Origin of the sequence: Planktophila turicensis (SeqCode), from assembly GCF_965234405.1 — a bacterium.
Taxonomy (GTDB): Bacteria; Actinomycetota; Actinomycetes; order Nanopelagicales; family Nanopelagicaceae; genus Planktophila; species Planktophila turicensis.
Genome location: NZ_OZ248346.1, coordinates 220,724 through 232,377, shown reverse-complemented (window position 1 = coordinate 232,377; position 11,654 = coordinate 220,724). Strand labels below are relative to the sequence as shown.

General features: G+C 47.0%; 16 protein-coding genes and 1 other RNA gene. 3 read left to right on the top strand and 14 right to left on the bottom strand.

Features of this window, described 5'->3' with window-relative positions; all coding sequences use genetic code 11:
- Positions 1 to 34: 34 nt before the first annotated feature.
- Positions 35 to 979 (bottom strand): ornithine carbamoyltransferase, encoded by a 945-nt coding sequence (gene argF / locus AC8GFK_RS01145; RefSeq protein WP_506625389.1) that lies wholly within the window; start codon positions 977 to 979, stop codon positions 35 to 37.
- 35 nt (positions 980 to 1,014) lie between these two features.
- Between argF and AC8GFK_RS01140 the strand changes: the two genes are divergently transcribed.
- On the top strand, positions 1,015 to 1,311 hold the full coding sequence (locus AC8GFK_RS01140; protein WP_506625388.1) for a DUF3039 domain-containing protein: 297 nt from the start codon (positions 1,015 to 1,017) through the stop codon (positions 1,309 to 1,311).
- Positions 1,312 to 1,422: 111 nt separating this feature from the next.
- A complete protein-coding gene (locus tag AC8GFK_RS01135) occupies positions 1,423 to 1,848 on the top strand; it encodes an RDD family protein (protein WP_506625387.1) in 426 nt (141 codons plus the stop codon).
- Positions 1,849 to 1,858: 10 nt separating this feature from the next.
- Here AC8GFK_RS01135 and ssrA read toward each other — a convergent pair.
- From ssrA to AC8GFK_RS01075, 12 genes are all read right to left on the bottom strand, one after another.
- Positions 1,859 to 2,229: a transfer-messenger RNA gene (ssrA, locus tag AC8GFK_RS01130) on the bottom strand.
- 92 nt (positions 2,230 to 2,321) lie between these two features.
- Positions 2,322 to 2,804, bottom strand: a complete 483-nt coding sequence (gene smpB, locus AC8GFK_RS01125) for an SsrA-binding protein SmpB (RefSeq protein WP_095673116.1) — start codon at positions 2,802 to 2,804, stop codon at positions 2,322 to 2,324.
- 38 nt (positions 2,805 to 2,842) lie between these two features.
- Complete coding sequence (gene ftsX / locus AC8GFK_RS01120; RefSeq protein ID WP_095673115.1) at positions 2,843 to 3,745, bottom strand: permease-like cell division protein FtsX; 903 nt, start codon at positions 3,743 to 3,745, stop codon at positions 2,843 to 2,845.
- 26 nt (positions 3,746 to 3,771) lie between these two features.
- Positions 3,772 to 4,461 (bottom strand): cell division ATP-binding protein FtsE, encoded by a 690-nt coding sequence (ftsE, locus tag AC8GFK_RS01115; RefSeq protein ID WP_095673114.1) that lies wholly within the window; start codon positions 4,459 to 4,461, stop codon positions 3,772 to 3,774.
- 112 nt (positions 4,462 to 4,573) lie between these two features.
- On the bottom strand, positions 4,574 to 5,680 hold the full coding sequence (gene prfB, locus AC8GFK_RS01110) for a peptide chain release factor 2 (protein WP_095673113.1): 1,107 nt from the start codon (positions 5,678 to 5,680) through the stop codon (positions 4,574 to 4,576).
- Between the two features lie 20 nt (positions 5,681 to 5,700).
- Positions 5,701 to 6,189, bottom strand: coding sequence for a hypothetical protein (locus AC8GFK_RS01105; protein ID WP_506625386.1), 489 nt, complete (start codon positions 6,187 to 6,189; stop codon positions 5,701 to 5,703).
- Positions 6,190 to 6,260: 71 nt separating this feature from the next.
- Positions 6,261 to 6,689 carry a TadE/TadG family type IV pilus assembly protein gene (locus AC8GFK_RS01100; RefSeq protein WP_506625385.1) on the bottom strand — a complete coding sequence of 143 codons (429 nt, stop codon included), beginning with the start codon at positions 6,687 to 6,689 and terminating at the stop codon, positions 6,261 to 6,263.
- 362 nt (positions 6,690 to 7,051) lie between these two features.
- On the bottom strand, positions 7,052 to 7,291 hold the full coding sequence (locus tag AC8GFK_RS01095; RefSeq protein WP_506625384.1) for a hypothetical protein: 240 nt from the start codon (positions 7,289 to 7,291) through the stop codon (positions 7,052 to 7,054).
- Between the two features lie 65 nt (positions 7,292 to 7,356).
- On the bottom strand, positions 7,357 to 8,130 hold the full coding sequence (locus AC8GFK_RS01090; RefSeq protein ID WP_506625383.1) for a type II secretion system F family protein: 774 nt from the start codon (positions 8,128 to 8,130) through the stop codon (positions 7,357 to 7,359).
- Between the two features lie 20 nt (positions 8,131 to 8,150).
- Positions 8,151 to 8,882 (bottom strand): type II secretion system F family protein, encoded by a 732-nt coding sequence (locus AC8GFK_RS01085; RefSeq protein WP_506625382.1) that lies wholly within the window; start codon positions 8,880 to 8,882, stop codon positions 8,151 to 8,153.
- The gene (locus AC8GFK_RS01080) at positions 8,879 to 9,865 is read right to left on the bottom strand and encodes a TadA family conjugal transfer-associated ATPase (RefSeq protein ID WP_506625381.1); all 987 of its coding nucleotides are present in this window, start codon (positions 9,863 to 9,865) and stop codon (positions 8,879 to 8,881) included. The genes AC8GFK_RS01085 and AC8GFK_RS01080 overlap by 4 nt, the downstream gene beginning before the upstream one ends.
- A gap of 72 nt (positions 9,866 to 9,937) precedes the next feature.
- Positions 9,938 to 10,408 (bottom strand): diguanylate cyclase domain-containing protein, encoded by a 471-nt coding sequence (locus tag AC8GFK_RS01075; protein WP_506625380.1) that lies wholly within the window; start codon positions 10,406 to 10,408, stop codon positions 9,938 to 9,940.
- 51 nt (positions 10,409 to 10,459) lie between these two features.
- On the opposite strand from AC8GFK_RS01075, the gene AC8GFK_RS01070 reads away from it, so the two are divergent.
- The gene (locus AC8GFK_RS01070; RefSeq protein WP_506625379.1) at positions 10,460 to 10,840 is read left to right on the top strand and encodes a hypothetical protein; all 381 of its coding nucleotides are present in this window, start codon (positions 10,460 to 10,462) and stop codon (positions 10,838 to 10,840) included.
- Positions 10,841 to 10,871: 31 nt separating this feature from the next.
- Here the strand turns inward: AC8GFK_RS01070 and AC8GFK_RS01065 are convergent, their stop codons facing one another.
- Positions 10,872 to 11,627: an SDR family NAD(P)-dependent oxidoreductase gene (locus tag AC8GFK_RS01065; protein WP_506625378.1), complete on the bottom strand. Its 756-nt coding sequence runs from the start codon at positions 11,625 to 11,627 to the stop codon at positions 10,872 to 10,874.
- Positions 11,628 to 11,654: the final 27 nt, after the last annotated feature.

The window sequence follows — 11,654 nt, the reverse complement described above, 5'->3', positions numbered from 1 at the left end:
CGCAGCGATTGTTAGCTAGGGGCTTGCTTAGTAATTATCTCGGCAAACCCTTTAGCTCACCGCGGGTGAGGTGATAGAGCAACGCTTGAATCGTTGTGCGGCGGTGATACGCCTCGCGCCAGATGACTGACTTTGGTCCGTCGATGACTGATGCTTCAACTTCTTCACCGCGGTGCGCAGGTAGGCAATGCATAAAGATGGAATCTTTCTCAGTTAGTGACATCAAATTCTCGGTCACTGCATATGGCGCAAGTGCCTTCATCTTTTCGGCGCGCTCTGCTTCAGGGTCGCCCATCGACATCCACACATCTGTGTAGAGAACCGATGCGCCCTTTGCTGCAGCTTCTGCATCTGTTGTTACTTCAATTGTTCCACCGCTCTTTGCGGCAATCTCTTTCGCCTTTGCAACAACTGCGGCATCGGGTGCCCACTTGCCATCAGGAGTTGCTGCAACAACATGTGCGCCCATGATTGCGCCCATGATTAACCAGGCATGGGTCATATTGTTTCCATCGCCGAGATAAACAAATTTGCGGCCCTTGATGTCGTTGCCAAAGTTTTCGCGGATTGTTACCCAATCTGCAAGAAGCTGAGTTGGATGATCATCATCAGTGAGACCGTTGATAACAGGAATTGAAGATTCAGCGCCGAGTTCATCGACATCAGATTGCTTAAAGGTACGGATAATTAGCGCATCACAGAAACCGCTGATGATTTTTGCTGTATCAGCGATTGTTTCTCCGCGACCAAGCTGTAGATCATCGCCACGGATAAAGATAGGTGTTCCGCCAAGGTGCGCCACTGCTGTTTCTGAGGCAAGGCGAGTACGTGTTGAAGGCTTGGTCATGTAGATCGCGACAGTCTTATTGCTCAACGCTGTGTTGGAGCGGAGCGGATTCTTCGCAAAGTCAGCTGCTGTATCGAGGAGTAAATCGACATCAGCGCGGGAAAGGTGCTCTGTGCGTAGTAAGTCTTTCATTGGGAGATTCTACAGTCATATTAGATACTAGGAGCATGGGTATTTTCGACCGCGGTCTTCCAACGCTTGATTCACCTATTACTGGTGCAGATACAGACACACTCACTCGCCCCGTAGAACAAGAAGATGATGGTGGGCATGATCGCTTCGCTCATTACATTAAGAAAGAGAAAATTGTTGAATCAGCAGTAACCGGTAAATCTGTCCGCGCTTTATGCGGAAAGAAATGGGTTCCTTCTCGTGATCCGCAGAAGTATCCCGTCTGCCCAATCTGCAAAGAGATTTTTGAAGGGCTAAAGCCTGGTCCTGAAGATGGCGACAAGGCAGAGTAAAAGAACTCACTGTAATTAAGACGTTACTTGTCACTTGCAATAAGGGGCATGCACTCCACAGAAATCAATCTCCTGATTTAAATCTGTAACAACGCTCTTAACGTTACGGCCATGAATAACTACACAATCCACTCAACTAAAGCTTCTAGCGCTGCCCTTGCTACACCACAAAGTCGAATTGTCGCCTACCTCATTGATCTCATCCTCTTTGGCATCACCTTTGGGGTTGGGTGGCTTATTTGGTTCTTTATGATTGCAGAACGTGGCGCAACTCCAGGTCACGACTTAATGGGGCAACAGGTTGTAAGTGCAAAGAATGGAGAGCCGCTCTCGCTCGGAAAGATGATTCTTCGAGAAATCCTACTTAAGGGAATTTTCGCCACAGTCTTGGGATCGATGACAATGTTTCTGAATTACGTCGTCGATGGAGTGTTCATCTTCCGTGATGATCGACGGGCAATTCATGATCATCTACTTGGTACAAAAGTGGTGCAAGCAAGAAGCTCGACAATATTCGATAGATTGCAGAACTTGTAGCTGAACCTTTTTGTGGAGGTGCCGGGAATCGAACCCGGGTCCTTCAGAATTAAAACAGGGCTTCTACGGGCGTAGTGTGTTTATCGTTTTCTCAGTCCTGAATCTCTTACACACAAGTATTCAACGAACTCATTTGCGAAACTGTTCTCTCGAGATATTCGCAACGCTATCTCGATGAAAAGCTCTCTAGCGACGCCAGGTTCCGGGACGAGAGCGCGCCCGGGCTGACGGATTCGGTACTAGCTTATGCAGCTAGAGCGAAATCACTGCGACTGTTGTCTGCAGTTATTTGTGCACAGGTTTCATGGTTTACGAGATCATCCCGGCTTCCTCGGCCCGCTTCCCCTGCCTCAACAACTAAAGTCGAGACCGTTCACCCCCGTGAACGTTGAAGAGCGTTTTATTAAGTTGTGCATTCAGTATAGAGAACGCATAAGACAAGTGAGAAATTCCCGAAAATCTAAGCGTGAAAACTAGAAGGAGTCTTTGCCGGATTGGCGTCGAGATAGTTCGCGGTTTACTTCACGGGTTGCTTGCTGCTCCATCAAAGTAGAACGCTTATCGTGCGCTTTCTTACCCTTGGCAACAGCGACTTCAATCTTCGCTTTTCCATCTTTAAAGTAGAGCTGCAATGGTACAAGAGTGATTCCAGAATCCTTTGTGCGCGCAGCAATCTTGCGAAGTTCCAGTTTATGAACAAGCAGCTTTCGCTTACGACGAGGTGTGTGGTTTGTCCACGTTCCTTCTGTGTATTCAGGAATATGAACGCCATGTAGCCAGAGTTCGCCATTTTCAACCATGGCAAAGCCATCGATCAGAGATGCGCGGCCTGCACGGAGTGATTTCACTTCTGTTCCCATTAAGACGATGCCACATTCATAGACATCATCAATGGAGAAATCGTGACGAGCTTTCTTGTTCTGAGCGATGAGCTTCTTACCTAGTTCTTTAACCATGAGCTCACCTCCCAGCAAGTATTACTTTGAAGGGCTAATTAAACCTTCAAATAACGGCGAAGGGTAATGAGCGAAGCAATCGTTGAAACAACGAGGCCTGTAAGGAGCAACCACGCAGAAGCTGCCGCAACTTCGCCCCAACCGAAGAACTTGGTGAAGGTAAGAAGAGGCGCGACCTTCTCTTGGACTACGTACTTAAGCCCCGCAAGAAGTCCGGTCGCAAGTCCCCAACCGATAAAGGCTGAGAAAATTCCTTCGAGAAGGAATGGAAGTTGAATCGACCAAGAAGATGCTCCGACCAACTTCATCACGCCAGTTTCACGGCGACGGTTAAATGCTGCGATACGAAGTGTGTTGCTAATAAGCAACGCCGCTGTGAGAACGGAGAGAAGTCCAACTGCAAGTGCGCCATTGCGAAGCACGCCAAGCAAGCGGAAGAACTTCTCAAGAATGGTGCGCTGATCTTGCACAATATCTACGCCAGGTCGTCCGCTAAATGCGCTAACGACAACATCAAACTGTGTTGGGTCTTTCAGCTTTACTCGGAATGATTCAGGAAGCTGATCTGCTGTGACGTTCTGCGCAATTGCCGAATCCTTAAAGCGCTCTTTAAAGCGCTCAAATGCTTCAGTCTGTGATTCATAAAAGACGCTATCTACAACAGGAAGTGCATCAAGATCTGCCTTAATTGTTGCGCGCTGTTCTGGAGTGACAACTCCACCAGCACATGAAGGTGATTCAGAGAGAGATCCGCAGAGGAATACAGATACTTCGATCTTGTCATACCAATAATCCTTCATGGCACTTACCTGTGAATTTGAAAGTAATCCGATGCCAAGGAGTGAGAGCGAGATAGCAACAGTAACAATGACGGCAAAGGTCATAGTGAGGTTACGGCGAAGTCCAATTCGGACTTCACTCATTAAGAATCCTGCGCGCATTTTTCTACCTCATATCCCTTTGCGAATTAACCCGTGTATCCATAAACGCCACGAACCTGGTCGCGGATTACATGGCCGCCATCAAGTTCGATTACGCGCTTGCGCATCTGATCAACAATTCCTGAATCGTGTGTAGCCATTAATACTGTGGTGCCTTCACGATTGATGCGATCGAGCAACTTCATGATTCCTACAGAGAGTGCAGGGTCAAGATTTCCTGTTGGTTCGTCGGCGATGATGATTGATGGACGAGTTACATATGCGCGAGCAATTGCCACGCGCTGTTGCTCTCCACCAGAAATTTCAGATGGCAGACGATCGCCCTTATCTTCAAGCCCAACGAGTTCAAGCATCTCTGGAACTTCGCGATTGATCTCTTTCTGCGAGTAACCAAGAACGTGAAGTGAGAATGCAATGTTCTCTGAAATAGTTTTATTTGGAAGCAAACGGAAATCCTGGAAGACAGTTCCGAGCTGGCGACGAAGTTCTGGAACTTTATGGTTTGCAAGAGTTCCAAGATCTTTTCCAGCAACGTGAATGATTCCTGAAGTTGGTCGCTCTTCGCGAAGAATCAAACGTAAGAAGGTTGACTTACCGGAACCTGACATACCGACCAAGAAGACGAATTCGCCCTTAGTGATTTCAAGGCTTACGCTATCGAGGGCAGGGCGATCCTGACCTGAGTAAATCTTCGTTACATTTTCAAACTTAATCACGCGCTGCTCCTTATGTTCGTGCAGGGGTGCACGTTTGAGACCTGGGCTTAGTTTATGGAGCGCGAGCGGAATTTCTGGGTTGATTCGCGGTATTTAATGGCAATTCACAGGATTAAGAGTGAGATGCGCTACGGCGCCAGCGAATTCCCGCTTCGATGAAATCATCAATCTCGCCATTAAGTACTGCAGATGTATTGCCTGTTTCATGGTTATTTCGAAGATCTTTCACCATTTGATAAGGCGCCAGAACATAGGAGCGCATCTGATTTCCCCATGATCCTGAGTTATCACCCTTTAGAGCATTGATCTTTGCCTGCTCTTCTTGGCGACGACGTTCCAATAGCTTTGATTGCAGAACAGCCATAGCTGTAGCTTTATTTTGAATCTGCGAACGCTCGTTCTGACATGAGACAACAATTCCTGTTGGAATGTGAGTTAAGCGAACTGCAGAGTCCGTTGTGTTAACACCCTGTCCCCCAGGACCAGATGAGCGATAGACATCGACGCGAATTTCTTTCTCATCTAGCTCAATGTGATCGCTCTGTTCAACAACAGGAACAACTTCAACGCCAGCAAAAGATGTGTGGCGACGAGATTGTGAATCAAATGGCGAGATACGAACTAAGCGGTGAGTGCCCTGTTCAACCGAAAGCGTTCCATATGCGTATGGGGCGCTTACGCGGAATGTTGTTGATTTAATTCCCGCTTCTTCAGCGTAGGAAGTTTCAAGGACATCGACCTTATGTTCATGGCGTTCGCAGTAACGCAGATACATGCGCATCAACATCTCTGCCCAGTCGGCTGCTTCAACGCCTCCTGCTTCAGAGCGAATCGTGATCAAAGCATCGCGGTCGTCATATTCACCATTGAGAAGAGTTGTTACTTCTAACTCGCTAATCGCCTTAACCGTTGAGTCGAGTTCGCTTTCGGCATCAAGCAAGGCTGATCCATCTGGTTCACCTGCAGCTAATTCAAAGAGAACCGGCAGATCATCAACGCGACGACGTAATCCCTTAAGGCGAGCAATCGTGGATTGCACTCGTGACAACTTACTTGTCACAGCTTGAGCCTTCTCGGGGTCATCCCACAGATTCGGAACTCCGGCTGCAGCCTCTAGCTCTACCGCTTCTGCTTCAAGCTTTGGAAGATCTAATACCTTTTCAATCGAAGTAAGGGTCGCGCCAATCTCATTGATTTCGAGGTTGTATTCGCGAGCCATAGGTGAAGGATAGCGAGAAGTTAACCGATATTAATTCCATAGTAATTGGTGGTTATTTTTCGCTCACCAAAGGAGCCCACTTCAGATACCACTTGAACGTCTCTTATTCGGGTGAAGGGAAGTATGAATGGGAGGGAGACCGTGGCAGAAGTCCTCAAAGATATTTGAAATCCATCGCACTCAATCTCTTCTACTTTGATCTCAGTAAGGTTTTCGCGAATTAACCCACTTCCATCACTACCTAATTGAGCCATTGAATCAAGTGCATCTTTTGCGCCCTTTTGACAATCGATTGGGATTCCCGGATCCCGCTCTCCTTCGCCTAATACATTGAGGGACAACCTTGTGGCGTTGTACTGACTTCGGTAATAAGCATCTAAATCTAGATTTCGTACTCCACGTTGTGCAGCGGCTTCAGTAATTTGAGTGAGTGATCGCTTTGCTAAATAGACCGATGAGATGTTGGTGAGAATAAGGAGCGTCGTCACAATCATCAGGAAGAGACTCATGATGAGAACAGAAAGTGAACCGCGTTCATCGCGAATAAATCTCCGGATCATCTGATTACCAACCCCCGGCGCTAGGCCCACGGAGAGACATATTCAAGAGCTCTCACCGTAATCGCAGGCTCTCCGTCGCGATTGAGCGTTAACGAAATTCTCACGGAATTATTTGGTGAAATGCATGGCTTGGAAAGACAGTCAACTTCCATGGTGACTCTGGACCCGCTTGAATCATTCGCGAAGCTAAGTACTTTGGAGCCTTCCGAGACAATTTCCTCCGCGACTGCAAATGCGATTTCATCATTTGAACTTGATACAAAACCTCGCGCTGATTCTCGAGCAAGAGTTCTGAGAACTTCTTGGGCTTCGCTCGATGAGGCAAATGAATTGAGGAAGATGAAAAGTGGAATGAAGAGTGGGATTGCAAGTAAGACAAACTCCACAGAGGCGCTTCCGCGCTCTTCGTCTCGCAACGCCTTCAGTGAGGTACGAATGGAGTCCATCATCGTTGATTCTCAATCAGTGCAATTCCCGAAACTTCGGTACGGATTTCATTGCCTAACGAGTCGGTAATACCCGGTAAGAGTTTTGGAAGCGATCGAGAGCGGTAACTGATTACTAGATCCAAATTCTGATTTGGATCTGGAGAATCAATATGAAGAAAAGTATCGCTCTCAGAGAATTCTCCACTGATGGCTCTAGAAGATGCTTCGTCTTGAGCGGAAACCTTCTCCATATTCCTGCCATGTACAGCGAGAGTAAGTTGCGCCGAAATGAGAAAGAGAGTGAGTAAAGGAATTAGAACTAGAGAACTTTCCACACTCCCTCTCTCTTCCGATAAAAACTTTCTCAGCTTCTTCAACAACAATTAGCGAATTCCATTCATGGCGTCGAGAGAGTTCTTAAGGATTGCAGTGAGGCGCGGTGCAGCAATGGTCCAGAGCGCAGTGACTAGACCTGTAGTCATCAGGACTACAAGAACCCATCCAGGCACATCGCCGCGATCATCGAGTAGAGCCTTGTATATACGTGAATGCCTGATCTGCTTCAACTTTAAAGCAACATATAACTCGGCATTAATCAATCGTTCTTGAATTACTTCTGTCATTTCTCTTTCCTTTCGGTTGGTTTTCTTTGGATGTCTTCCTGTGATGAATACTTGTTTTTTACGGCTTAACTCTGTGCGAATAGATTGAGGTTGGATAACGAAGGCCAGAGAGCGAAGAGAATTGATATCGGGAGTATGAGAAATACGACCGGAATCATCATGGAAAGCTCTGCTTTTGCGGCGGCGGCCAGGGTTCGATTTCGTTGAAAATCTCTCGCCTCACGTGCGTGGCTATGTAGGACATCAATAAGCGGTGCGCCTCTTGTTATCGCTATAACTATTGAATCAACGAACCTTCTAACGGCCAGGGAGCTGACACGTCGCCCCATTTCATCGAGCGCATTCGAAAAAGGTATCCCTGATGAAACCATTTCAATGACCTTCTTGAACTCTTGCGAAAGTGCCCCTCTTCCTCGTGCAGATATACGTTGCATGGCGCTGAGTGGAGTCTCGCCTGCGGAAAGAGCAAGCGTTAGCGCTTCGACGATGACCGGGAAATCGGATTCAATACTCTCGCGATATTTCTTCACTTCCTCAGTTAACCGATATTCAGTCAGTAGAACTACAGCGCAGATAATGAAGATAGAAATAGCGACCAGTGTGGTGAAGGGAATTTGAGAAAGTATCCAGAGAAGGAACAGAGCAGATACCAGAACGAATGAAATTATGATCTGCCGATATCTGAAATTCTCATAGTGGCTCTCTTCGGGGTAGCCGAGTTCAGTTAATTTCTCTCGCACCCCTGATTTATCCCCAATTCGTCGAATGGAATTTAAACTAAGCGACTCAAATGAGAAGTCTTTGTAAATAAGGAAAAATGTTGGGATCAGAAATAGCATTGTGATTGAAAGTATCGAGCTCATTGTGCACGAGTCATTTCTGCATCAATGAAGATTCGATTCGGATATGGCATTTTGCTCAAGTGATTCATCCATACATATGCCAAGGCGGTAAATCCAAGTCCAGAGATAAGAATGAGCACTCCTCCACTCGTTGAGAATGCCTCACTGGTGCTCGGTTGTGTCGAGAGAAGCAGAAGAAGAATCCAAGGAGCGGCGGCAGATAAATGTGCAGAGTTCTTAATCCAACTCTGTTTAACAACTATTTCACGACGTAGAGTCAGATCTTCGCGAATGAACTTAGAGAGCAATCTCAGGATGTTGAGTAGCTCTGCGCCACCTAGCTCGCGAGATATAAGTAGCGCTTCTACAACCTGATCAACATTAGGTTCAGCTAGCGACTCTTTGACGTGAATGAGTGCTGTGCGAAAATCTCCATGAAGACGCATCGATTGGTTGAAACTCTTGAACTCATCTTTAAATATTTCCGGGCCACGTTCTGCCATGCCGGCTAGGGACTCATTTAGTGAGAGCCCTGACTGAACACCCGAAATCAAAATATCTATTAGCTCCGGGACACTGCTCTGTATGGCTGCCGTGCGCTTGCTCTCACTCTTTCGTTGAGCGATGAAGAGAAAGATGGCGATAAAGGAGGAAAATGCCGTTGCGATATATATGGATTGAGAAAAGGAGAATGCGACGAGTCCTGAAGTCAGCACGATTGCGATTTGGGTGATCCTGGATTTTTTCATAATCTCGCCAAGCCTCGTTCGTAGGATTGGCCTGTCCAGCGCCACAGGGTTTCAACTTCAGCTCTGTCGTTCTCATATCTTCCAGTGACACGAACAATTTCAATAAGTCTTCTCGCCCCGTCGACAGCAAGGGAGACCTGAACGACTAAATCAATTGCTGATGCAACTGTCGGGGCGATAAATTTGTGAGAGATATTCTCACCAGCTAATAAGGGAAGGGTTTGTAACTTTGTGATTGCATCTCTTGCTGAGTTAGCATGCAGAGTTCCCATTCCCGGTAATCCAGAATTAAGAGCAAGAAGTAAATCGAGCGCCTCAGCTTCTCTGACTTCACCAACCACAATTCGAGAAGGTCTCATTCTCAAAGCTTCTTTGATGAGTTGTCGCAAGGAGATAGCTCCCGTGCCTTGTAAGTTTGCACTTCTTGTCTGCATTTGAACTAGATCTGGAACCATAGGCTGAAGTTCGAATACTTCTTCAATGGTGATTACTCGCTGAGTTCGAGGTATTTCGGCAATGAGTGCATTGAGTAAAGTGGTTTTACCTGCCTGCGTTCCACCACTCACAAGTATGTTCAATCCAGACTTAACTGCGCTCGATAATTCAGCGGCAATTTCTTCACTCATTACACCCATGGCAGCAAGGTCAAGAATCGATTTCTGTCGCATTAAATGTTTGCGGATATTGACTGCCCAGTGCTCAGCGGTGATTTCAGGAATCGCAACGTGCAGTCGACTTCCATCAGGTAATCGGGCATCCACAAATGGTTGAGATAAATCCAATCTACGGCCGCTCCAGATCAATGCTCGATCAATTAATTGTCTGACCGAATCACTTGTCAAAACGAGATTAATTAATTGGCTCTTGCCGTTTCTTGCAACAAAGATTCTCTGCGGTGAATTAATCCAAATTTCTTCAATAGTTGGATCCGACATAAGTTCCGCGATAGGTCCGAAGACGATGTCGGGATCCATGGTTTCCATGGGGCGAAGTTAGGGTGGCACTGACAACGTGCCTCTGCTTTCTACGGTTCCTGTGGATAGATAGGAAATGAGTTAACTCTGAGTTATGCCGATTAACTCTTGGTTATCGAGTCGATTGAGAATTTCTAGGGAGCTCTCGCCAATTTTGGCAGTCACAATCGCAGACTTACATAAGGCCGCCTTGCTCCATTCCTGGTGGCTGCTCCAACTAGCGACAACTCTTGAAGTCAATGACTCCGCGACAGCCAAAGGTGCTTTCAATATGACTGTGAATTCAAATCTTCCAAGTCGGGCACATAGGTCTTCCGCTCGTACAGATGTCTTCAATACTTCAGCGAAAGAAAGTATTGCTAGTTCGTATTGAGATTCTTCTGATGCGAGGCTCGCTTGCTCATCTCTTGGAAAAAGTTGAAATCTAATTAATGTGAAGCGCGATCGATTTCTCTCGGCTGTTGCTAGTTCTCGACGTAAGTTCTCATAGAAATATGGTGGGGCAGCGAGCATGGTGAGTGAGTCGCGGAGCCCATCATGAGAAAAAGTCATAGCTCTTTCCGATTAAGCGTTGACTGATAAGTGCCTGCTAAAGTCTGCTTCATGGCTGCAAATGATGCACTCTCACCTTCACATCGCTCTATCGTGGCAACCCTTCTCTATATCGAAGCTGCCATCGTGCTTGCCCTAGGTCTATGGCTAGTCTTCTTTAGCTTTACTCATGAGAATGAAGAGTTGGCGCCACTTCTAGGTGAAATTTCATTTGCTGCTCTTGGTGCACTTGGGTTATTTGCAGCAGGTCGTGGATATGCGCGGGGTAAGAATTACGGAAGATCGCCAGCGATTTTGGCTAACTTAATTGCTCTTGGTGTTGCTTACTATCAAATACAAGGGGCTTTCTATATTGGCGCAGTAATCATTCTGGCTCTTGCTCTACCAACCTTGTATTTCGCTTTCGTTATTGCCAAGAACGAGAACAGTTAAAAGTACCAATGCGATGCAGTCGAGCTTCGCGTCACCAAGGAACTATCTGTTGATCTTCCCAAAGAACGCCTGTTGTATCTCCAACGCTAAATTCTCTTGTTGCTAACCAGATTGCTGTAGCTGCACCTTCTTCTGCAGAACGTGGTGCATCTGGGCCACCCATGTCGGTGCGTGAATGGTTTGGACATGTTGCATCAACGAGGAATCCGCGAGCGCCTAGACCTGTTTCATGTGCAAGGTTTCGAACGAGTGCGTTAACGCCAGCTTTAGAAATTCTGTAAGGAGCAAGTCCTCCTGCATTTCCTGGTCCTGACATTCGACCAAGACAGGCAGAGAAGATAATTACGCGACCATTGCGAGCATCTGCCATTGCAGGTGCAATTCCATTGACGAGTTGGAATACAGAGTCGAGATTGATAGCCATGACTCGTCGCCATTCGGCATCGTTTGTCTTTAATGTCTTCGACATCTTCTCGCTCATGACGCCATGGGCAAGTACAAGAACCGTCGGAGTGGAAAGTGATTGGTTGAGTGAATCGATGAGTTCGCGAACAAGGTGAGGTTGTTCGAGATCGCAGGCATATGTGGAGATGTGAGAGGTGGCAGATCCGTTCTGATGCGTATCCGCATCACGCAACTGCTGAGCTACTGCTTCTAGGCGCTGCGCATCCTTAGCGATGAGAGCGAGATCGAATCCCTGCAGTGAGAGAGCCTTTGCGACTTCTAGGCCCAGGCCTCGGCTTCCACCTGTGATGATGGCGAGTGGACGGGTGCTCTCAGATGACATGAGCGAACTCTCTCAAGGATTGGGATA